General features: G+C 55.4%; 19 protein-coding genes. 2 read left to right on the plus strand and 17 right to left on the minus strand.

Annotated elements, in window-relative coordinates:
- Positions 1-27: 27 nt before the first annotated feature.
- The 12 genes from ABEA92_RS23385 to ABEA92_RS23440 form a co-directional block, all read right to left on the minus strand.
- Positions 28-1,584, minus strand: coding sequence for a permuted SH3 domain-containing protein (locus ABEA92_RS23385; RefSeq protein WP_345686772.1), 1,557 nt, complete (start codon positions 1,582-1,584; stop codon positions 28-30).
- 117 nt (positions 1,585-1,701) lie between these two features.
- Positions 1,702-2,214, minus strand: coding sequence for a hypothetical protein (locus tag ABEA92_RS23390; RefSeq protein WP_345686774.1), 513 nt, complete (start codon positions 2,212-2,214; stop codon positions 1,702-1,704).
- 36 nt (positions 2,215-2,250) lie between these two features.
- Positions 2,251-3,405 (minus strand): ABC transporter permease, encoded by a 1,155-nt coding sequence (locus ABEA92_RS23395; protein ID WP_345686776.1) that lies wholly within the window; start codon positions 3,403-3,405, stop codon positions 2,251-2,253.
- A gap of 392 nt (positions 3,406-3,797) precedes the next feature.
- Positions 3,798-4,193, minus strand: a complete 396-nt coding sequence (locus ABEA92_RS23400; RefSeq protein ID WP_345686778.1) for a hypothetical protein — start codon at positions 4,191-4,193, stop codon at positions 3,798-3,800.
- A gap of 402 nt (positions 4,194-4,595) precedes the next feature.
- Positions 4,596-7,709, minus strand: coding sequence for a DUF5060 domain-containing protein (locus tag ABEA92_RS23405; RefSeq protein WP_345686780.1), 3,114 nt, complete (start codon positions 7,707-7,709; stop codon positions 4,596-4,598).
- 138 nt (positions 7,710-7,847) lie between these two features.
- Positions 7,848-8,960, minus strand: coding sequence for an isocitrate/isopropylmalate dehydrogenase family protein (locus tag ABEA92_RS23410; protein ID WP_345686782.1), 1,113 nt, complete (start codon positions 8,958-8,960; stop codon positions 7,848-7,850).
- Positions 8,961-9,009: 49 nt separating this feature from the next.
- Complete coding sequence (locus tag ABEA92_RS23415) at positions 9,010-9,297, minus strand: putative quinol monooxygenase (RefSeq protein WP_345686784.1); 288 nt, start codon at positions 9,295-9,297, stop codon at positions 9,010-9,012.
- Positions 9,298-9,313: 16 nt separating this feature from the next.
- A complete protein-coding gene (otnC, locus tag ABEA92_RS23420; RefSeq protein ID WP_345686786.1) occupies positions 9,314-9,946 on the minus strand; it encodes a 3-oxo-tetronate 4-phosphate decarboxylase in 633 nt (210 codons plus the stop codon).
- Positions 9,943-11,244, minus strand: coding sequence for a 3-oxo-tetronate kinase (gene otnK, locus ABEA92_RS23425; RefSeq protein ID WP_345686789.1), 1,302 nt, complete (start codon positions 11,242-11,244; stop codon positions 9,943-9,945). The genes otnC and otnK overlap by 4 nt, the downstream gene beginning before the upstream one ends.
- Positions 11,245-11,247: 3 nt before the next feature.
- The gene (locus ABEA92_RS23430; RefSeq protein ID WP_345686791.1) at positions 11,248-11,880 is read right to left on the minus strand and encodes a cyclase family protein; all 633 of its coding nucleotides are present in this window, start codon (positions 11,878-11,880) and stop codon (positions 11,248-11,250) included.
- Complete coding sequence (locus ABEA92_RS23435; RefSeq protein WP_345686793.1) at positions 11,867-12,934, minus strand: Gfo/Idh/MocA family protein; 1,068 nt, start codon at positions 12,932-12,934, stop codon at positions 11,867-11,869. The genes ABEA92_RS23430 and ABEA92_RS23435 overlap by 14 nt, the downstream gene beginning before the upstream one ends.
- A 6-nt stretch (positions 12,935-12,940) precedes the next feature.
- Positions 12,941-14,326, minus strand: a complete 1,386-nt coding sequence (locus tag ABEA92_RS23440) for an MFS transporter (RefSeq protein WP_345686795.1) — start codon at positions 14,324-14,326, stop codon at positions 12,941-12,943.
- A gap of 134 nt (positions 14,327-14,460) precedes the next feature.
- Here ABEA92_RS23440 and ABEA92_RS23445 point away from each other — a divergent pair, with 134 nt between their 5' ends.
- Positions 14,461-15,384 (plus strand): LysR family transcriptional regulator, encoded by a 924-nt coding sequence (locus tag ABEA92_RS23445; RefSeq protein ID WP_345686797.1) that lies wholly within the window; start codon positions 14,461-14,463, stop codon positions 15,382-15,384.
- Positions 15,385-15,493: 109 nt separating this feature from the next.
- Here ABEA92_RS23445 and ABEA92_RS23450 read toward each other — a convergent pair whose 3' ends face one another.
- Positions 15,494-16,189, minus strand: coding sequence for a hypothetical protein (locus tag ABEA92_RS23450; protein ID WP_345686799.1), 696 nt, complete (start codon positions 16,187-16,189; stop codon positions 15,494-15,496).
- Between the two features lie 136 nt (positions 16,190-16,325).
- Positions 16,326-17,297 carry a transaldolase gene (tal, locus tag ABEA92_RS23455; protein ID WP_345686801.1) on the minus strand — a complete coding sequence of 324 codons (972 nt, stop codon included), beginning with the start codon at positions 17,295-17,297 and terminating at the stop codon, positions 16,326-16,328.
- 259 nt (positions 17,298-17,556) lie between these two features.
- On the opposite strand from tal, the gene ABEA92_RS23460 reads away from it, so the two are divergent.
- Positions 17,557-18,459 (plus strand): diacylglycerol/lipid kinase family protein, encoded by a 903-nt coding sequence (locus tag ABEA92_RS23460; RefSeq protein ID WP_345686803.1) that lies wholly within the window; start codon positions 17,557-17,559, stop codon positions 18,457-18,459.
- 118 nt (positions 18,460-18,577) lie between these two features.
- On the opposite strand, the gene ABEA92_RS23465 is transcribed toward ABEA92_RS23460, so the two are convergent.
- From ABEA92_RS23465 to ABEA92_RS23475, 3 genes are all read right to left on the minus strand, one after another.
- Positions 18,578-19,096, minus strand: a complete 519-nt coding sequence (locus ABEA92_RS23465; RefSeq protein WP_345686805.1) for a hypothetical protein — start codon at positions 19,094-19,096, stop codon at positions 18,578-18,580.
- 36 nt (positions 19,097-19,132) lie between these two features.
- Entirely contained in the window at positions 19,133-19,615 is a 483-nt protein-coding gene (locus ABEA92_RS23470; RefSeq protein ID WP_345686807.1) for a hypothetical protein, read from the minus strand.
- A 131-nt stretch (positions 19,616-19,746) separates the two neighbouring features.
- Positions 19,747-21,342, minus strand: coding sequence for a glucan biosynthesis protein (locus ABEA92_RS23475; RefSeq protein WP_345686809.1), 1,596 nt, complete (start codon positions 21,340-21,342; stop codon positions 19,747-19,749).
- Positions 21,343-21,354 lie beyond the last annotated feature (12 nt).

Below are 21,354 nucleotides of genomic sequence, written 5' to 3' on the forward strand. Positions count from 1 at the left end.
ATCCGTGTATTTCGTTCTATGTTCGTTCTAATTTCCGATCGATTGGGCTTCGCCGCGGACCACGACATGAGTTCCCGGTTCCAAATCATCTAGCCCCGTGGCAATCAATTTGTCGGTCACGTTCAATCCCGCTTGGATCTCGACCAATCCGTCGGCGGTAGGGCTGCCAATCTCGACGCTGCGCTGTTGAGCACGTTCGTCAAAGTCGACGATCCACACAAACGAGCCCGTGTCGTTCGATTGGACCAATTGCTTGGGCACAAACACTCGCTCGCTTTGCAGTGACTCGCTCGATGGCTCTGCGATCGCTGGTGACAAAAACGTTGCGGTGACCAACATTTCGGGGCTGACCGTTGCCGGAGGATCAATCAGTTCGACTTTTACTTCGAGTGTGTTCTTTTGGATGTTTGCCGAGCTTGTCGTTTGTAGCACCCGGCCGTGAATCACCGCGTCGGACGAGGCCGTTTTGATTTCGACACTTTGACCGCGAGTCACCATCGGGACATCTTCCAATCGCACGTCCGCGCGTACCTGCAGTCGCTCGGGATCGTACATTTCGACGACCGTGCTTGTGCCTTGCCCCGATGGACCGTCTAGCCCGGTAACCCGGGTGCCGGGCGAAGCAATCAAACTAAGGATTCGTCCATCCATCGGCGCCAGCACCGTATTTCGCTGCAGCGTCAATTCGGCTTGCCGCAGTCGCAGTTTTGCCTCGTCTCGCATTCCGATGGCCGAGGCGACTTTGGCTTCCGCTTCCTGCAGTTGTCGTCGTTCTTCGACTAACAATTCGAGCTGCTGTTGCAACGCGTCGACTTTGCCTTGTAACGCGTCGACTTCGTGTTCGATGTTGGGGACACGCTGCTGTAGCTCTTGCAGATTGGCTTTCGCCGCCGCATATTCGCTCTCGGATTGACGGACCACACGGCCGGCAATCGCGGATTCGGCAGCCTGTTTTCCTTGCATGCTGCTGAGGGTGTATTTGACTTGAGCTTCAGCCGCTTCGATCAGGAACGGCAGTTTTGCGAGTTCGGTTTTTGCATTGGCCAACCGGCTCTGCGCATCCGCCAGTGGAACTTGTAAGTGGACCGGATTGTTCAATCGAATTTTTGCTGCATCTCGCTCCGCAATGGCGCGGCTCAGTTCGCCTTCGCGGATGGCGAGCGAGTTTCTTGCTTGCTCGACACTTAGCTCTGCATCGATTGCAATCAAGTTTGCAATCGGTTCGCCTTTGGTGACTTGTTGTCCTTCGACCACCAACAGCGATTCGATCACTCCGGTTGCCAACGCCGCCACACGTATCGCGGTTGGCCGCGGTTCGATCCAGCCTGCGGCTTGAAATAGCGGCGTACCCGACGGTTGCAGTTCGGTTCGTTTGACAATCACCGGCACGACCGTCACCGATGGGCGAGGCATTAAACGTCGACCGGCCGCAGCCCCCAGCAGGATCACAAACCCAACCAGAATCCCGATCGGCACGACGTACCGCGAGACCCAGCGTTTCCGCTGCGAACGGGCTGGTTGCGTTTCACCACGAGGTGAACGATCCATTGCAAGTTGGCTGAGATCAAGTTGGCTGCGTGTCATTTGGCATCGTGTTTTTTGTAGTCAAGTAGGCAGTGGGAGAGAGGGAGAGTGGCGGCGGTTTCGCTCCCTCTCTCCTCTTCTCCCCCTCTCCCTCTCTCTCTGGATTCCCACTTTTGTCTACTCGGCGCGGACGTAGACCTTGCTAGCCGCGACGGTCAAGTTTCCTTGATCATCTCGCTTCGCAGTCCCTTGTACGACGACGGTGGATAATTCTTTGACGTTCAGTAGCTCTCTTGCGTCACTGGCGACCGGCTTGCCGTCTTCATCGACAACTTTCACGGTTGCGATGTTGTCTTTGACCGCATCGGTTTCGCAGCAGTAATCCCATGGCGTTGGACAGCCTTCGTCGGGTGCGCAGTAGGGTACTTTGGCATCAACGATGGTGAACGCCGCCAACCCATCGACAAAGGGTTTGCTCGAGCCGCCGATCAGTCCTACCAGCGTGACAGCTTCGTCGTCTTTCACACTTTGGCGAGCGTCGCCGACAGCGATCGCGCCTTCTGGTTCGCTGGTGCTGAGGTATTGCGAATTCGCTGCCGAAGTCGCCGCGGATTGATCCGCTGTGTCGGTCGCAGGATTGCAGCCGGCGATCAGCAAACAGAGACCTACTAAACTGAACATCAATTTCATTTCTAACCTTTCGATTTTGTAGAAAACAAACACTTGTTAAATGGACTTTAAACTTGTGGCGACCTCGGCCTTCAATGCCTTGATCGCGGGTGGCAACGCGCCCAGCACGCCTAGCATCAAACCCACTCCACATCCGATCAGGATGGCGACACTATCGATTCGCAGCGTGAACGCTCCCATGGTGAATCGCACGGCCATTCCGTTAAGCATCGTCAACGCGATGGCACCGGACAGCAGTGATCCGGCTGCCGCCAACAGCACGCCTTCTTGAATCAAGCTGATTAAAATGGCGCGACGCCGAAATCCAATCGCTTGCAACGTCGCCAATTCTCGGACTCGTCCCGCCACGGCTCCGTACATCATGTTCAGCCCCGCGAAGATTCCCGCAGCGGAAACCAAAACGACAACGAACCACGCCAGCACCCGGACCGGTTTGTAATGTTGTTGCAGCGTTGCGTAGTAGTCGGTCTCGCGGATCGCGCGTAGTTCCAAATCGGTCCGTTCTTTGCAAAACAGTTCGACTTCCGCAGCGGAATTGCCGGGGGAAAGCAGCATCGCAACGAGGCTCAAGTCTTGACGTTTGGTGGCGATTTGGAAATCTTCGAGCTGGCACCAAATCTCGGATTCGTAAGCGGAACCACCGGCGGCGAATCGACCGCTGATGACCCAGGATCGCCCCTCGAACTCGATGGTTTCTCCGACGCTTAACGCGGTCTCGGTGCTGCCTAATTTTGCCGTGGCCAACCGCCCCACGATCACTTCCCCTTCCTCGGGCCAATCGCCTTGTATTAGTTGGACCGATCGACGGACCAGTGGCGCGGATAACTTCACGCCACGTACCAACCCCAGCCCGCCTGATCCATCGGCGGTTTTGACTCGTGTCCCCAGGTACAGTTCCGGTGAAACGCATGTCACTCCGAATCGATTCGCGACTCCATCCAAGCTTGCGACCAGCAGCGACGGGGTTCGAGCGGCGATCGATGAGTTTTCGATGTTTTCTTCGGAGTTCACCGAGTAGACCAACACCACATCGGGATCGCCGCTGACCGCCAACGATTGTTCCAGCCCACGTATGAATCCCACGACGACAAACACCAGCATCACCACCGTTGCCAGAGCAACGAGTGTCAATGCAGTACGCAGTGGCCGCCGAGCCAGATTGCGAACGCCGTATTCCCAGGGAAGAAGCATGTTTGGACGTGTTGAAGTGTTGGAAGGTTGTAATATTTAGTCCGGTTGAAGCGTTTCAGTACGCTCGAACCCAGACTGGGCGGATCACAATGGACGACAAAGTCTTTGGTGTTGATGCAATTTTGGCTTACGAAGCTTATCTGGCACCTCTCCCCCAACTTTGTTGGGGGAGAGGTAACTGCAGTAAAGGCCGAAAGGAAAAAAATCGCCCCCACTACGATGTAAACTCAATGTTTTTAGCAGTCCAGGCTAACGCTACACCGCCAGAAAACCTACGTATTTCGTGCCAATGACTATGCCATCAAGCTTGCGAAGATTCCTGCAGCAGACGTCAATGGCAGCTACGCGAGCACCAAGGACTTATTGCAGGCGGTATCCGAAAGAGGGTTGAATCAAATCAACCAAGATTGGTGCGCAATCCGTGCCGCGCGACCGTAGGGCGAGTACTTGCACGGTGTCTGCCGCTGTACAGCATCGAGAGGGCTCGGATCGGCGACAGTGATTTGCAGGACCGAAATCCAATCGACGATCATGCTTGCCGTGTTGGGCAATTCGACACCCGATTCGAGCACCGCGCCTTCACAAATGCAATTTTGACAATCACATTCACTCTCGGACGACGGGTTCGAGCGATCCGATGTAGGAGCGTCCTCGGCATGAGGGCAGCACGAACACACGGTCGGTGCGGACTCGTTGCCCCCCGCTGCATTCGCTTCACACGAAAGGCAACGCACTGGACACGCCAACAAGAGGGCGATCAGCATGACGGCAAAAAGGGGACTCTTCATACAATTCAGTCTAGTCGCGTGCTTTCGCCGCAGCAAGAGCAGTCAGGTAAGCGGTCGCAGCACGCCCCCCCATTCACAACGCTGTGAAGCGATCGGAGGCGTCAAGTTCATCGCGTCGCTACGCTCACCAGAGCGTGGGGGCATGCCAGAGCGTGGATGGCTGCTGTTCGATGCAAATCATGAACCAATTTAGCCCCGTTGCGCCGCCTGCGAATCTCGCCGCTTTGTCTTCGCCGCCGTTCGCCCCTGAACATCGGTTCGCTTTGTGGTGAAACCAACAAGCGATCACGCTTCGGGGTTTGATCGTTATCTCCCCGTGAATGCCGCGTTGGAAACACGGGGAGATCGAAGGTGTTGTCATCGAGACTTGAGCTGCAGCAATGACACTCTGGAACGCCAATGCTACTTTTGCTTTCGCACGATGATGGCCCAGTCTTGGTCTTCGTCGCTGGGGGCTTCGCCAAGATTGACGCTGCTGCCGCCACTGACTTTTTTGACCGAACCGCTTTGCAGCGAACCACCGCTGCGTGGATTAAACCACTGCACCGAAAATTCGCCTTTTGCATTGCTGAGATCAAGATCGGCTGAGCCGCCATCGCACAGATAGACCACGTAGCTTTCTCCGGGTTTGGCCAAACAGAACTGCGTGTTCTTGTGCTTCTCGTTGCCAACCAATGCATCTTGAGGCGACATCTCCCAGAACGGGATCTCATTCTCGTGAAAGAAGTTGATCGCGATCCGGCAATAGTCCCAGCTCTGGTCACGGCTTCGCCAATCTTCGCACACCAAGTCGTTCTCGGCGTAGGCATATCCAAAGTAATACTCCACACCGGCACCGCCACCCATCAACGTCCCCCACAACGTTTGTTTGCGGACTTCGTGTTGGGTGTACGTCATCTTGCCCTTGCTGTCGTGGCCGTCGAAGCCGCGGTATCCCAGGTCCGGACATTGCCCATGCGCCGCGGTCCCGGATTCGTCAAACGCGACGACCCATGGTTTCCCGGCAGCCTTCGATTTTTCGACCCATTTTACCGTTTGCCAATGCGTGTCTTGGATCCCACTGTTTTGCAGTGACACTCCGGTCAGTGCTGATTTGTCACCCAGCAGTGGTTCGTACTGGGAATCCTGTTGGCCGGGGAACGTATGCAACACGCGGTTGTGGTCGTAGGCGTCAAACGCGTCGATGTATGCCAACATCGCGTTCAGCTGGGCTGTGGACTGGGTGTTCTCTTCACCGAGATTCCAGTTCAACGCCAAGTTGTGAGCAAACCGGGCAATCAACTCGCGGCAATAAAGTTTCCGCTGAACACCAAGATCGCCACCGTCGAGCGAGGTGGGAACCTTGTCGTCGTTTTCGGTTTCTTGCATCTTGAAATGCAAGTACATGCCTTTGGCAGTGGCGTGATCAAACACGATGCCCCATTGATCCAATTTGCTGCAGTCGTAATGCAACTTGTCGTTGCGTTGGATGAATGGCCAAACGTTGTCGCCGTCACCACCCGCGTTGTACGTCAGGAACGAGAATGCGTTGCAGCCTTTTCCGGAAAGGTAGTTGATTGCGCCGATCAATCCTTTGCCTTTGCCGTCTTGCCACGTAGGATCACCCGATTTCCAATCCTTGATGTGCGGAGTCCATGTTTTTAGCGGCACCTTGCTCGGTTTGCCTGCGACGGTGTTGTCAAAGTCGGCATAGCCGAGCAGCGTTTCCGGAGCATCTGCACCCGCCTTTAAAAAGTACTGTTTGCTCGAAGCAAATTGCAGGTAGTGTTTGCCGACATAATCGAGACGTCCGAGGCCACGCAAATCGCGACCCTGCTTATCGCTTTTGGCGACTTGAAACTGACCCGATTTGCCGTCGTAAGGAGCCACTGCATCGCCCGCCGGTTGGGTGTCCAGGGCGGCCAGCGGACCTTGTCGAAACGAAACCGTGTAGCTCCATTGGCCCGTGCGATCCGGTGCAAAATGAGCTCGCCACGTCGTGCCTGCTTCGGCAGAGGTTTCACCAGCGCTACCGTCCGCGGCAAAGTAGCCGGGGACGGTGTAAGTCGTGCCGTCGCTGTGTTTGAACGAAACGGACATCGCATAATCGGTAAACGGATTCGGCGAATTGTCCTGCTCGTGTGCAAACGGACCCTGCAAATCCAACGTGATCTTGTGCCACTGTTTCTGTTCGCCCGAAACCGTCACACTCGCATCGCCATTGTCGCCGCGAGGCAGGATCAGCGGCAAGTCGCTGACGGGTTGTGTGGGGCTTGGTTTCGCTGCGACGGTTTGTTCGTCTGTTTGTGTTGCTTGCTTGGCGAGATGCGGTTTGGCTTGTTTGCGAGTCGCCGCGTCAGCAGGAGTGAAGGTGATGCCAGCCCAGCGAGCACGCGAATATTCCTTGCCATCTTCGGAACCTGTGGTCGCCTTGATCGTAATGATCGCACCATCGGTGATCGCGACGTTTTTCCAGGTTTTACGGTACTTGACGGCATCTTCGGCGGTTTGGTTGCTCAGCACCGTGGTGAATTCGCCTACCCGTTCTCGGTCCACTTCAACGCGATACGTCGACTTGCCATCGTTTTCACCGATCGCATGCAGCGTGATGTTGTAGGTGCCTGTGGGAAACTGGAATGTCGTGTCGGCCGTTGCGTGTTTGCGTTGATCGGGATCAATCGCGAGCCATTTGCCACGATCGACATAGAACGTTTCGTTTTGAATGTCGAATGATTTCGCAGGTAGAAACAATCCGTTGTTGGCGTCGGATTGAGCGACCGCGTCGGATTTTGGTGACGGCTTTGCAGCAGGCGGTGTTGTCGGAATGCTGCCGGAGTGAAGTTCCGAGGTCGGACCCGCATCGTCAGGCCGAGTGAACTCGCGATCGGTGGTCATGAGCCATTTGTCAAATTCGAACCCGTCCTCACGCATCGAGAACGCGATCGTGTGCTCGCCCGCAGATGGAACGTCCAGGAAAATCTTGTAGGGTTCGCCACAGTGTTGTTTTTCAGTGCGTTGTTTACTTTCCCAACGCCATCCGTTTTTGCCTTCGCACCACTGTAAACGTTGGCCCGTTTCGGGCCACTGGCCATCGATCCCGACGTGCAGCCCATTGTCTTCGCTGCCGGTCGAATAGGCGCGTACCCAAACGTAGTATTTGCCTGGCGTCGAGAAATTGACCTTGTATTTCAACACCGCCATCTTCCCTGCTTCGGGAGCAAAGTTGGTCCCGCGGATCAATTTATCAGCATGGGTCCGCCGAGTGTCTGGCAGGATTTCGAGGTAAGCATCCCCGCTGGCTCCGACTACATGCGGCGGATCACCATCGGGGGTGATATCCGGAGTGGTCTCGGACGAAGTCAGGTGCCAAGCACGCTTTTCCGTCAACGTTTGCTCGACGTAGTGTTCCGCTTCGACTGCAACGAGTCCGTCGACTTCTTTGAACACGGGGTCCGCAGCGGAGCTGAACGATGGCGTACACGCGATTAGCAAGACAGTCATGCAACGGGCAAGTTGCACATGGAAACAGCGACTCATGGACAAATCCTCGTGGGTGGGGGCAGAATCAGGAGAGTGGGATAGGCTTCTAGCCTGTCATCAGCATTGTTTTGTTATTGTCGTTGATCGCTCCGCGATCAAAACGCAAGTTCGTCAGACGAACCGAGCCAATTGTTTTTAAGCGTCGCTGCGAACCGAAGCAACGATCGCATCGGCGACGGCGATTGCCACGTCGGTCGTGGACGACGTGCCGCCAATATCAGGCGTTCGCACTTGGCCGTGCGATAACACTTCGGCGACTGCATTCTCCACAGCGACTGCTGCGGCGATGCAGTTGGCATCGTTGCGAGTTTGACCGAGCCAATCCAACATCATGCCGGCCGACAAAATGGTGGCGAGCGGGTTGGCGACATTCTTGCCAGCGAGCTGGGGGGCGGTGCCGTGGGAGGGTTGGAACAACGCGTGTTGGTCACCCACTTCGGCCGATGGCCCCAGCCCAAGACCGCCGACGATTCCGGCGCCCAAATCCGACAAAATGTCACCAAATTGGTTTTCCATCACAACCACGTCAAAATCAGACGGGTTTTGCACCATGTACAAACTCATCGCATCGACATACACCGCATCATGATCGATCTCGGGATATTTTGCTGCAACATCATGAAAGATTTTGCGAAAGAACGCCATGCTGCGAAACACGTTTGCCTTGTCGACACACGTGACTTTGCGTTTGCCGTCACGCGGCCGACCATTGCGGCGCGATGCTAATTGGAATGCGTAATCGACGACTTTGGATGTTCCCGTGCGGGTTACGACCAACGTGTCGGTGGCCACTTCGTCACCGACCATACTGCCGCCGCCAAATGAGGCGAACAAGCCTTCGAGGTTTTCGCGGATGATCACAAAATCAATTCCGGCACCGGTGTGTTTCAGTGGACACGGCGCACCGGGATACAATTTTACCGGTCGGACCGCCGAGTGCAGGTTCAGCGCGCGACGCAGTCCCACCATCATTGTCGGTTGAACCTCCGTCCCATCGGGTTGACGCACATCGGGCAGTCCAATCGCTGACAACAGCACCGCGTCGGCGTCCAAGCACGCATCCAACACGTTTTTCGGTAACGTTTCGCCTGTCTCGCGGTAAAGTTCCGCGCCCGCACGATGCGATTGGCAATCGAGTTGAATGTCGGGGAATTCCGCGACAATGCGATCGAGCACGATCTGAGTCGCTGCCATGGTTTCCGGGCCAATACCATCGCCCGGCAAAAGTGCGATCCGATAGGAAGTCATCTGTTGTTTCTTGTTGTTTCGTTAGATATGTGAAAAGGTGGATTGTTTGCTACGAGATCTGGTGCCATGTTTTCAACGACTTGCTTTCGACCCATGGTCCAACGCTAGCCGAAAAATCATGGAAATAGTCGGCCGCACGATGCTGGTCAAACGCCGCGGCATTGTCATAGATTTCGTACAAGAAGAATTGGTTGTCCGCTTCGGGGTCGATACTGACCTCAAATTGTTGGCAAGCCTTTTCATTGGCAAGTGAATCGCTCGCTTGTTTTAACACCCGTTCGCGGAACGCGGATACAAATTCAGGCTTGATCGTAAATTGGACAGCAACAACAAACATGGAACTTCGTCATTCGTTAGGATGGAAATCGTTCGTGCAAATCGCGGCATTGCTCGTCGGTCAAGCAACGAGGCGAGCGATCGCGAAGCAGTAAGTAAAGTTTGGCAGTTTCTTCGAGTTCTTCGGTCGCGTAGACTGCTTTATCAAGATCGGTGGCGGCAACGATCGGGCCGTGATTGGCCAACAAGACGGCGCGAGCGTCCAACGCTGCACGCTCGACCTCGGCGGCGAGCTTTTGATCGCCTGGTGGAAAGTAGGGCAGCATCGGTAGCGTTCCGACACGCATCACGTAGTAGGCCGTTAGCGCCGGAAGCACATTGGCCGAATCGATGTCCGGCAAACACGAAACCGCCACCGAATAAGTCGAATGGAGATGCACGATTGCATCGTCTTTCTCTCGCGAACGATACATCGACAAATGCAGCACCGCTTCCTTGGACGGTTTGTCGCCTGCGACCAGCGTCCCATCCCATTTCACTTTCGAAATACGGTCAGGATCGAGTCGGCCTAAACAGACATTGGTGGGCGTCACTAAAATGCCGTCAGGCAAACGGACGCTAATATTTCCGCTGCTGCCGCATGTGAAGCCGCGATCAAACAGCGATTGACCGTGCATGGCGATTCGCTCGCGAAGGTCTCGTTCACTCATGCCAACATCTCCAACGCTGTATGAAAGAAGTTATCATCACCAAAATTCCCTGATTTCAGTGCAATCGCAAGCTGCGGGCCGCCAATCGACCGGGTCCAGGGGACGCCGGCACAAATCTCGGGGCCGATCGCTAACGCTCGAATGCCCAAGTTGTGAACCACCGCGCCCGACGTTTCTCCGCCTGCGACGATCAACCGGCGTACGCCGACATCAGCGGTCAATTCGACCGCGACTTTGCCTAAAAACGATTCGATGAGCTGAGCCGCTTCGCTAGCCCCAAGCGTCTGCTGGACGCGGCGGACTCCGTCGGGATCGTCGGTTGAATAGATTAGCAGCGGACGATGAACGTCACTCGCTTCGGCCCACGCCGCGAGTTGGCGTTGGTACCCGCCGGGGTCGCGAGCAATCTCCAGCACATCAAGCTGCCACGTGTTGCAGAACGATTTCGCCTTGGCGACTTGCCGGTTGGTGGCTTGGGAACAACTGCCCGACAGAATCAGACTGCGTCCCAGCGGTAATTGTAGAACGCTTGTGGCGTAATCGTTTTGCATCAAACCGGATTGTCGATACGCATCACCAAGATGACGTGCCAATCCGGATCCGCCGGTCACAAGCGGCATGTCGCTGACCGCCGTAGCGATCGTTTGCAATTGCGAGTCCTCCACGCAGTCGACCACCACGTGAGCGATTCCATCGCGACGTTGTTTTTGCAGGGATCCAGCGGCGGAGTTGGCGTCGGCTAATTCTTGATAACGTAGCCGTCCGACTGAACGCGTGACTTGATGCGACAAGAATCTCACTAAATTGGCATCCTGCATCGGATTAAGCGGGTGATTTTGCATTCCCGATTCACTCAGCAGCGTCTCACCAACGAACAGATGGCCTTGGTACACCGTCCGTCCCGCACGCGGAAATGCTGGGCAAAAAATCGTTTGTTCGACGCCCAGCACGTCAATCATCGCTTCGGCCACAGGGCCGATGTTGCCGCGTTCGGTTGAATCAAACGTCGAGCAATATTTGAAATAGAACCGTCGGCAACCATGGCCACGCAGTACTTCGACCGCCGCGATCGATTGCGAAACCGCTTCCGGCGGTGCGATGGACCGTGTCTTCAGTGCCACCACAATCGCGTCGACCTCATGGACCCGCAGATCCTCGAGCGTCGGAATCTGCAGCCACTGGATGACTCGCATTCCCCCTTGCGCCAAATTGATCGCAAGATCGGTGGCTCCGGTCACATCGTCGGCGACACATCCCAGCAATGCAGACGCGGCGGTCGTTTTGGTTTTGTTCGTCATCGCTCAAGTCGTCTCCATCGCGATCGCGCGAACCGGCGTGCCGTCACCACCGACAACCTTCAGTGGCAACGCGACCAATTGGACGGTGTCTTGAGTCAATTGGTCTAGATTCGCCAGGCCCTCGAGGATGACGACGCCGCCACGGAACAACGTTTGATGCACCTCGGTGACTTCGGACTTGTTGTTGACGTCGGCAACCGACGGCGGTTCAACTCCGATCAAACCGACCTTGCGATCAACCAACCAACGAGCCAATTCGATTGAAATACGAGGCAGCTCGTTGCGATATTCCGCGGTGCCGTATCGTTTGTGCCAATCGGTTCGCAACAGCAACCGGCAACCCGGTATGACTCGGTTTGCAGCGGTGCCAAGATCGTCGACGGTCAACAATTGTTTTGGAGTGACCGGTGCCAAGTTGACGACGATTGCTGGGCCCACGACGACGCTTAGGTCTTGTTGGTCGATCGTCTTCGCCCCGTCGATGAAATGGCAGGGTGCGTCCATGTGCGTGCCGCAATGCGAGTACAGCGTCAACGTGGTGGCGTTCCAGCCATGGGTTTCGATTCGCTTGGCGGGCGAACTATCGACACCGGGCATGTCGTTGGTGATCGGCAAGGTCAGGTCAATGATTCGCATGGCCGTCTCCGGTAGCAAGTCCTCGAACGGGCAATCCCGTTTCGGCGGACTGGTAGATCGCCGCTTGGACTCGCAAGGTTTTCAGGTATTCCTTGCCACTGGTTTCAAATGGCGTCGCATTGCATAGCGAGTCGATGAAATGTTTTTGCGTCGTGTAGACGCAGTCGCCGGCGAAACCGCGGCGACGATGCTCGTATGCATGAAGCTGCGCGGGATGACCAAGTTGCTGAGTCGTGATCTGCCCGTCACTGGCCAATCGAATCGATCCGCCATCGGTCTCGATCAAACATTCGCCAAACGTGTAGCGGGGATCTTCGGCTTCGGATTCATGATAGCGGCTGGCGTCCCACAGGCCACGTGCACCGCTGGCAAATTCAAACAGGATGATCCCGGTGTCTTCGCCGACAATGTTAGGGTTTAGCCGTCGTAACGACGCAAAGACACCCTCGATCTCGCCGCCCAGAAATCGAAATGTATCGATGAAATGCACGCCGGTTTCAAACACCAGCAACTGCGGCATCGTAGCAAAGTAAGGTTGGCGAGCTTGATAGGCATCCGCCTGCCATCCGTCACCCATCCGCGTTCGCACACTGAGTGAGTGGATCGTGTCGCCCACGATGCCGGTTTCGACCAGACGCGACATTTCACGATACCACGGTTGGAAGCGAAAGTTTTCGTGGACCATCAAACGGATTCCGGCAGCGTCAGCGACGTCAACCAATTCAGCCGCCTCGTCGATGGTCGGTGCCAGCGGTTTTTGGCAGATTACATCGACGCCCGCCTCGGCCGCGATGCGAACCAAGTTCAAATGCGAATCCGGCCGCGTGATGATGTCGATAAAGTCAGGTTGTTCGGCTCGGAGCATCGCCTGGACGTCATTGTAGACGCTAGCGATCTTGTACTCGCGAGCGACCGAGTTCGCCTTTTCGCGATCGACGTCACACACTGCGACCATCGCTGCGGCGGGGATGCGGTTCCATGCGTCGTAGTGGAAGTGGCTAAAGTAGCCCGCTCCCACTGCGACCCCGCGTTTCGGATTATTCGGTTCTGCCATGTTCGTTTACCGCATCAGAAAATTGGTATAGATCAAGGCCGCGATCACCACCACGATCATGACCGCGAAGCTCGCTAGCCGTAGTCGCAATTTTCCTGCGGACAATTCACGCAGTGGTCGCAGCGGATTCATGAACAACCAAGCCAACATCGCCAACGTGTTGATCGTTGCAGCGAATACAAAAAACGAATTTGCAGTCCCCGTTTCGAGAGCGAAGTAGGGCATCGTTACCTTGGCGACGAAGTACGGGAACACAACGGCGCTCAACGCGGCGCCCATGTTGCCGACCATGTTCATCGCACCTGAAACCGCACCGCTGCGGTCACCACCGATGTCCATACAAAGAGCCCAACTGGGGCTGAGTGTCATTTCGACTCCGAATAACGCGATTGAAAAACAGAGGATCAGCGGCCAAACGGTTTCTGAATCGGCCGTCTGCGTGCACAACAACAGTCCGATTGCCCCCAAGGCAAATCCGATCATCGCCGGGATTCGCCGCGACAGGACCGGCATGCCCTGCTTATGAAGCAGCGTCACCAAGGTGCCGGAGAGCCACAGTGCAACGGCGCCGACCAACAGCGGAAGTGCCGACAAATTAGCCGCCTGGCTGCCCCAGCGTTCTTCGATATAAGGACGCAGCCACGTGATGCTGATGAAAAAAGTAATGTTGCTTGCCGCGTATTGAAACATTGCCAACAACACGTTCGCGGACGTCACAATTTGGATGTAGGGAATGTTCAGCGGTGTGGATTGTTGTTCTGCGATGCCGGTTGCGATCAAATCGACCTCGGCCTGGTTCGTCCCCCGATGGTCACTGGGCGAGTCGCGGTACCAATACCACCAAACGCCTCCCCAAACTAACCCTACAAAGCCGTTGGCAACAAACGTCCATCGCCATCCGATCCAATCGATTAGCGCCGGCATCACCACCAACGATAGTGCCGCACCGACACGGGCTCCGGAATGGAAGATTCCTTGTCCGATACCACGCTCCTTCGCAGGCAACCATTTGTACAACGCTCGCGTGGCACCGGGGTAAGCACCGGCTTCGCCCATTCCAAACAAAAAACGGACGACGAGTAAGCTGATTGCGGTAAACACCGCCCCGGTCAATGCCGTAAACACACTCCAGACGATCACCACGATGGTCAGTGCGAGTCGCGGTCCCGCACGATCGCTAAACATCCCTGCGGGAATTTGAAACAGCGCGTAACCGATCGCAAAAATGCCGAACACGTAGCCCATCATTTGGTCCGACAAACCGCTGATGTCCGATTGCATCGGCCCTTTGGCTGCGGAAATGCAGACGCGGTCCATGTAGGTGTTCACTGTATGTAGAAACAGCAACAGCACTAACAGGAATCGTTGTCGCGTTGCGACGGACTCGGTCATGGGGGATCCAGGGTGCAGACTTGAACGTCACGAGGGGGAGTTTCTTTGACGTTATGGGATTCTAATGGAAGTTGGTGTTCGCTAAAATAAAATACTTCAAAACGTTCGTTTATAAATAACTAATGATCTTGGCGATGAAGCATTCCTCGGGTTCCCGGTCACGTGCCAGCGAGTTGAGTGTTCAGCAACTGCAGACGTTTAGGTGTGTTTATGAACGCGGAGGGTATGCGGCAGCGGCACGCGAGATGGAGCTTTCGGTGCCGACCGTATGGCAACACATTCAAACGTTGCAGCGTTTGTATCGAACGGATTTGTTCGAGAAATCAGGTCGAGGCGTGGTTGCGACGGCGATGGCGGCGAAGTTGTACACGCAGGTCACCGAGTTGTTAGCCGGTTTGGATTCAACCTTTGATCTTGCCGCGGACGAACAGGGGGATTCGCGACCGATCACGATCGTGGCGGGCGTCCGCATGATGATGGAAGAGATCGCCAATCCGCTGCAGCAATTTCGCCAAGCTTGGGATAATCCGTTGGTGCTGCGCGAAGGCAACAATCAAGTTGCCGAAGAGCTGATTTTGTCGGGAGAAGCCGATTTGGCTTTAACGCTCGAGCCCGAGCACGAGAAGGCCTCGCCATTGATCCATTTCGAACCTGCTTATTTGGTCGAGTTTTTAGCGATCTGTAAAAAGGGGCATCCGTTTGCCGGTTCGAGCAACTGCACGCTCCGCGAGTTGGTCAAGCACGACCTTGTCGTGACGCGGCCTGGGACACACGGTCGCGACGCACTGGATCACACGCTGCACCGCGAACGGTTGACGGCAAACGTGGTTGCGGAAACGGACAACAGTGGTTTTACGATCGCGTGTGTCCGAGCCGGGTTGGGGGTTGGCGTGTTGGCTGGTCGCGTCAATGGCGAGTTGTGTCGGCGGTTAGTGGTCAAGTCATTGCGTCGGCATCTCGGTGAGCGGCAGATTGCGTTCATGTGGAAGAAAGGACGTCGGTTAAGTCCCGCAGTGCAAAGCCTCGTCGACACCATCAAACAGTCCAACGTGGGATAGGCAAGTGTGGGATAGGCTTCCAGCCTGTCTTCGGCTTTATCTCTTCTTCTTTTCCTTTTCCAATCCATATTTCAATGTTTGATGACATGCGGGAAGCCTACCCGCATGACTAAATGGATTTAGGGATCGGATCGCCTTGCTGTAGACCGAGTTTGGAGCGGATGCGTGCGGACGACCACTTGTAGTCTTCAGGCCGCTGTGCAAGACCTGCAGCAACCGGATTTTGTTCGATGTATTCAATAATGCGAAACATTTCAGCTTCGTCTCGAGCGTAATGATCAAACGTCTCGCCCTGCCAAAATGTTCCTGATCGTCCTAGCACTCGATTGCATTGAGTTGCTGTGAAACTTTGGACACTGTGCGAGATGATTTCCCGTGGCGTGTGATTGCGACTTGAAGCAGACAGTTGTTCCGCAGCCCAATGTTCGTCTGGCAAGAACAGCCAATGGTGATGGCTTGGCATCACAACGAAGCCCAACAAACGATAGCGTTCGTCTGCGAAGTGTAGAAAAGCGTTTTGAACTATTTCTGCTGCGTTATCGTCGTCAAAGTGTCGAACGGGAGTATCACCATCAAGTAAGCTGTCGACCAGCTTGAACACTAACTTGTGCTTCTTTATCTCCCACTGTTGGTCCGATAAGTCGATCGGCTTTGGTCGCAGATCCAATTCGTCGCGACGTGCTTTGATCCGCTTCATGCCGACGGCCGACAGGCTTCCCGCAAGGCATCCCGTAATGAAATACGGTTTGCCTTCGACATCGATATGCGGCAGCTTGCGCCGCCTAAATATTCCTGTCTCGTTCATCGCCTCGTCTTCTAGTAGATGACAAGATGAAACGTAGGTGCTGATGAAAGTGGTGCCAGTGCGGAAGGCCAGCGGCTTGCCATGGATTGCAGCCCATGCTGATGACAGGCTGGAAGCCTATCCCACCACCCCCCGCTTACACCGAGGCGGCTTCCATTCGCTGGGCTAGGTAGCTGCGTAGCTTGTCTAGGTCGGCGGCGAAGCCGCGGATGCCTTCGGCCAACTTTTCAGTCGCCATTGCGTCTTCGTTTAACATCCAGCGGAACGTCGCTTCGTCCATTTCGATCTTTTCGATGTCCATCTTGGCGGCCGCGTCGGCATCCAAGGCCTTGGGGACATCCGCGTCGGTTTCGGCAAGCTGTCCGAGCAAATCGGGCGAGATCGTTAGCAGGTCGCTGCCGCAAAGGGCCATTACTTGTTCCTTGGTGCGGAAACTCGCTCCCATCACCTCGGTCTTGTAGCCGTGTTTTTTGTAGTAATTGAAGATGGTCGTGACCGATTCCACGCCTGGGTCTTCGGAAACGGGGATCGAATCGACGCCCTTTTTGTTCTTGTACCAATCGTAGATGCGGCCGACAAAGGGGCTGATCAACGTCACGTCGGCTTCGGCACACGCGATCGCTTGACCGAAGCCGAACAGCAGCGTCAAGTTGCAGTGGATGCCTTCCTTTTCCAATTGCTCGGCGGCACGAATGCCTTCCCAGGTGCTCGCGATCTTGATCAGGATGCGGTCCTTCGAAATCCCAGCTTCCTTGTACAATTCAATCAACTCATGAGCCTTGCGGACCGTTCCTTCGGTATCGAAGCTCAGTCGTGCATCGACCTCGGTCGACACGCGGCCGGGGATCAGATCCAAGATACGGCAGCCAAAGGTGACCGATAGCTTGTCGATGATCGCGTCGATCAGCCCTTCTTCGCTGTTGGATTTGGATTGACCGTAGGCGATCGCCTCGTCGAGCAGCGATTGGTACTGCGGCATCTGTGCGGCTTTGTACAGCAACGAGGGGTTGGTCGTCGCATCGTGAGGTTTGTGCTTGGCGATTGCATCAATGTCGCCGGTGTCAGCTACCACGACAGTGTGTTTTTTTAGTTGGTCTAGCGAACTCATAGGTCAGCCTTGGTTGAGAGCGTGTTGTAAGATGTTTTTTGCATTCTAGCAGATCCAAGGCACCTCTGAGAATCACGCTGTCGAGCCAACAAACGTGGATGGCGAAAATGGCAGTCACCCCAATTGGCAATCACGAGAAATCGGATGCACGAAATCGGGCGCAAAAAATGCAGTACACCGTCACGGGGCGTTGTGCCATGACGGCTGTGAATTCCCCGCAAGTTACCTTGAAAAAAATTAGGGTGTCGAAAAACGAACCATGACCAACCTCGTTTTCTGGAACCGGGGCTCGGGCAAGTCCGAGCAAGTCGAGCGGCTTCGCAAGCTATTGCCGTTATCAACGACCACGTGGGTTCAAATGACTCGCGAACTGAATCTGCAGGAAACGATCCAAACGCAGCTCGATTGTCGCTGCGACATCGTCTTCGCCGCCGGTGGCGATGGAACGGTCAATGCCGTTGTCAATGCGTTGATGAAAATTGACGCCGATCGTCGCCCCTGCTTGGCGGTCATTCCGCTGGGGACCGCCAATGACTTTGCTGGCACGCTGGCCATTTCGGACGCGGTCGAACAAGCGGTCGCGTTGTCTTGCAATCGTCAACCGGTCCCGATCGATGTGGTCCGGATTACGGGTCATGGATTCGAGCGTTATTACGCCAATGTCGCCGCAGGCGGCAACTGTGTTCGCGTTTCAGAGGAACTGACCGACGAGATTAAATCTCGCTGGGGAGCGTTCAGTTATCTACGCGGCGCCGTCGGCGTCTTGGCGGACATGAAAAGCTTTCGCGTCAATGCAGAAATGGATGGCCAGAAAATCGCGGACTTTGATAGTTGGGCCGTGCTGGTCGCCAACGGAAGAACGAATGCGGGACGGATCGAAGTGGCTCCCGAGGCATCGCTGGTCGACGGATTACTGGATGTCGTGCTGATCAAAGACGGCGACGTGATGGACATGGTCGAAATCGTTGCCGGCAATCTGCTCGGTAATTTCCTCGAGTGTGAACAGGTCATCTATCGGCAAGCCCGCCGCTTGAAACTGTTTTCGGATCCACCGATGCGATTCACGCTTGATGGCGAAGTGGTGGATGAAGAGCCGGTCGAGTTTGAATGCATCCCCGGGGCCATTCGTATGTTTGTTGGCCCAGAATTTGAGCAGGCGTAAAACATTTGAGCAGGCGTAAAACGAAATCAGGCCTGGTTTTTCAACAGGCCTGATTCTGGTTGGGCAGTTGTGGCTATGAGAGCCTTGGCGGCTGACAGGACTAGAAGCCTAGCTCGCATTACTGGTTGCCGATCGCGCTGCCAATGGCAGCACCGATGTTGCCAGCTCGTTGGCCACCGATGGCGTCTCCGATCGCACCACCAATGGCTGCTCCTCGCTGTTGCGACGGGGTGCCGTAGTAGCCATTCCCGTAAACATTGTTGCCGTAGACATTGTTTCCGTAGTACGTGCCATTGCTGTAGTACCGTCCGTCAATGGTCGATCCATAGGGTTGATAAGGCACCGAGTTGCTGCCGCGATACCCGCTGCTGTACCGGCCGTTTGGCGCGTAGTATTGCGGAGTCGATTGCCGGTAGCTGTACGACGGTACCGAATACGAATAGGGTTGGCTGTACGATGGGGGCGAATAGCGGCGGACCGAGTACGATGGTTGAGAGTACGTCGGATAACCGCGTTGGTAGTACGATCCTGAGTTGCCGTACTGGACGACGACTTGAGCCTCTGCAGGGGCGGGGGCCGCAGTCCAGGTCATCGCCGCGACCAGGGCAGATAAGCTGAGGTATCGAAAAGTAATCATGATCAAGGTCCTGTAAAAATTGGTTTTGCGGTTGGGTTATTGAAACAAGCGGTTGGAACGGATCTGTTGCCAAGCGGTGGGTTGACGACGCGAATTGAAGTACAGCGTCGTTGCCAGCACGCCGAGTCCGAAGCCAATCGCTAGGTTGGTTAGCGACGTTTTGACGGGCAGTTCATCAATTTCGTACTGCACCCGCTCGACCGCAGAATGCACCGAATTGCTAACTTGTTCGCCTGCCCGCTGTGCTTGATCGACGAATGATCGAAGCGGAGAGTCGTGCGCCGGAGCGAACTCGGAAACGACCGATTCGATCTCGTCTCGCTGAGTGTCCACCTTGGAGGCAACGAATTCGGTCACCGCATCGACCGAGCGATCGCACTGCTTTAGTTCGTCTTGATTGATTTGCGGCCAGCGAATATTGATCGCGGTGAAGACCGGTTCCCAGGGATCCGTTTTGGATTGGGAGTTCGGATTTGCTTCGGGCAGTCGATTATTTGAAGTTGTCGTATGGGTTGACATTGTTTGCGTCCCTGTTGCGGGTATAGCGACGGGATGCATGCGGGACGGAAGTCGTCCAACGCCACACATCGCCGTTTTTACCTCTGGCAGTTAACGCAATTACTGTGCCCAACCCGATGCAGGCAATCGCCTTATTCCTTTCGCGTATACACCTGTGGATACTCAAATGTCGGTTCTTGGTCAGGGCAGAGATAGACAAACCGTTCTGACAACTTTTGTTTCACATTGGGTTTGGCATCGACCAGCGTGAGGCTGAGTTCCACCGGAGCTGGTTCGGTCGGTTCCAACAAAACATGTGCGATCCAGTCGCCGGTGTCGGTGCGTTCGGCGGATGTGGACAACACTTTACCGCGAATGGTTGCAACTTCGACATCCACGGTGCCGCGACGTCGCTTGGCAATCACATCTCCGGCGAAACGGATATCCATTGCGATGAATCCGTCTTGCCGCTGCACATCGAAATAGGTCGCTCGTGCAACTTTGGTTTGGTCACTGCGATCCCCAGGAAAGAACGAAACTTGGTAGTCCAGTTCCAGCGGGGTGTCGAGTGTCGGTTTTTGATCGGGGATCCAGTAGGCGCCGATGTTGTCGATTCCCTCGTGGGCACCCGGCAATTCAAGCAGTTCAACGACGCCGTTTTCCCAGCCTCGTTTCGGTCGCACCCAAACGCTAGGCCGATTGTGGTACTGGGCGTTGTGATCGTCAAAGTGATAGAAAGCCCGGTTACGCTGCAGGACACCGAATCCTTTTAGTTTGTTGACACGGAACTGGCTAACCGAAGGATAGCTTTGCCGAGCGAACGCGCGCCATGTCCATTCGTCGTCCTCTGCGTGAATCAGTAACCCATCGGAATCGTGGACGGCGGGACGATTGTCCAGCGGAGGTCCGGTCAACCCATCGCCCCACATCCACATGCTGGTCAGCGGCGCTAAACCAATCTTTTCCGGCAGCGAACGAAAGTGCAACGAGCACTTGACATCAACAACGGTTTCGGTGGTTCCCGGCGTCAGTGTGAACCGGTACGCGCCGCTCACCGAACGGCTATCCATCAAGGCCAATATCGATAGCTGTTCATCGTCGGTCTTGGGACGCTGGACCCAAAACGATTTGAAAAAGGGAAACTCTTCGTCGCGATTCAGCGCTATGTCCACGGCCAACCCACGAGCCGAGGTGCCATAGACCGTATCGGCACTTCGGCCGCGAAAGTAACTCGATCCAAGGAACGTCAACATCTCTTGTCCATCGCTGCGGCCGGGAAAGCGGCCTGCGATCTTGATGCCGGCATGTCCCGAGTTGCGAACGACCTCTTCTGCGATCGGCGTGCGATACCGAAAGTTCTGTGACGAGAACGGGACTTCGCGGGAGACGCCTTTCTCGTTGGTGTACAGCGAAACACGGTCGCGCTGCACGAAGCCTCGGTGAAATGTTTCGAGCCAAAACGGAAGCCCGTCTTTCCACCACACCGCCTTCTCAGGCCGATATTGGATATCGCGATACTGTTCGTAGCTCATTTGACACAGCGCCGCGGGTGGCTCAGGACGCGGTTGAAATTCATCCTTGGCGGTCGCTGCGGCCAATGTCTTCAGTTCGGCAAAGCTGGTGATCTGCGTCGCCGCATCCGATGGCCGTCCTTGTGGCCGAATTGCTTGGCGGCTTGGCGAATCAGCCGATGCGATGCCATCGAATAAAGCAAGAAGCAGCGAGAATGCTGTAAAGAGTCGCAACATAAGGGGAAATCC

Source organism: Novipirellula caenicola, assembly GCF_039545035.1.
Classification (GTDB): domain Bacteria; phylum Planctomycetota; class Planctomycetia; order Pirellulales; family Pirellulaceae; genus Novipirellula; species Novipirellula caenicola.

Excerpts from the sequence above, each read along its gene's own strand:
- ABEA92_RS23385 (WP_345686772.1), bottom strand. The coding sequence starts at position 1,584 with ATGACACGCAGCCAACTTGATCTCAGCCAACTTGCAATGGATCGTTCA.
- ABEA92_RS23390 (WP_345686774.1), bottom strand. The coding sequence starts at position 2,214 with ATGAAATTGATGTTCAGTTTAGTAGGTCTCTGTTTGCTGATCGCCGGC.
- ABEA92_RS23395 (WP_345686776.1), bottom strand. The coding sequence starts at position 3,405 with ATGCTTCTTCCCTGGGAATACGGCGTTCGCAATCTGGCTCGGCGGCCA.
- ABEA92_RS23400 (WP_345686778.1), bottom strand. The coding sequence starts at position 4,193 with ATGAAGAGTCCCCTTTTTGCCGTCATGCTGATCGCCCTCTTGTTGGCG.
- ABEA92_RS23405 (WP_345686780.1), bottom strand. The coding sequence starts at position 7,709 with ATGAGTCGCTGTTTCCATGTGCAACTTGCCCGTTGCATGACTGTCTTG.
- ABEA92_RS23410 (WP_345686782.1), bottom strand. The coding sequence starts at position 8,960 with ATGACTTCCTATCGGATCGCACTTTTGCCGGGCGATGGTATTGGCCCG.
- ABEA92_RS23415 (WP_345686784.1), bottom strand. The coding sequence starts at position 9,297 with ATGTTTGTTGTTGCTGTCCAATTTACGATCAAGCCTGAATTTGTATCC.
- otnC (WP_345686786.1), bottom strand. The coding sequence starts at position 9,946 with ATGAGTGAACGAGACCTTCGCGAGCGAATCGCCATGCACGGTCAATCG.
- otnK (WP_345686789.1), bottom strand. The coding sequence starts at position 11,244 with ATGACGAACAAAACCAAAACGACCGCCGCGTCTGCATTGCTGGGATGT.
- ABEA92_RS23430 (WP_345686791.1), bottom strand. The coding sequence starts at position 11,880 with ATGCGAATCATTGACCTGACCTTGCCGATCACCAACGACATGCCCGGT.
- ABEA92_RS23435 (WP_345686793.1), bottom strand. The coding sequence starts at position 12,934 with ATGGCAGAACCGAATAATCCGAAACGCGGGGTCGCAGTGGGAGCGGGC.
- ABEA92_RS23440 (WP_345686795.1), bottom strand. The coding sequence starts at position 14,326 with ATGACCGAGTCCGTCGCAACGCGACAACGATTCCTGTTAGTGCTGTTG.
- ABEA92_RS23445 (WP_345686797.1), top strand. The coding sequence starts at position 14,461 with ATGAAGCATTCCTCGGGTTCCCGGTCACGTGCCAGCGAGTTGAGTGTT.
- ABEA92_RS23450 (WP_345686799.1), bottom strand. The coding sequence starts at position 16,189 with ATGAACGAGACAGGAATATTTAGGCGGCGCAAGCTGCCGCATATCGAT.
- tal (WP_345686801.1), bottom strand. The coding sequence starts at position 17,297 with ATGAGTTCGCTAGACCAACTAAAAAAACACACTGTCGTGGTAGCTGAC.
- ABEA92_RS23460 (WP_345686803.1), top strand. The coding sequence starts at position 17,557 with ATGACCAACCTCGTTTTCTGGAACCGGGGCTCGGGCAAGTCCGAGCAA.
- ABEA92_RS23465 (WP_345686805.1), bottom strand. The coding sequence starts at position 19,096 with ATGATTACTTTTCGATACCTCAGCTTATCTGCCCTGGTCGCGGCGATG.
- ABEA92_RS23470 (WP_345686807.1), bottom strand. The coding sequence starts at position 19,615 with ATGTCAACCCATACGACAACTTCAAATAATCGACTGCCCGAAGCAAAT.
- ABEA92_RS23475 (WP_345686809.1), bottom strand. The coding sequence starts at position 21,342 with ATGTTGCGACTCTTTACAGCATTCTCGCTGCTTCTTGCTTTATTCGAT.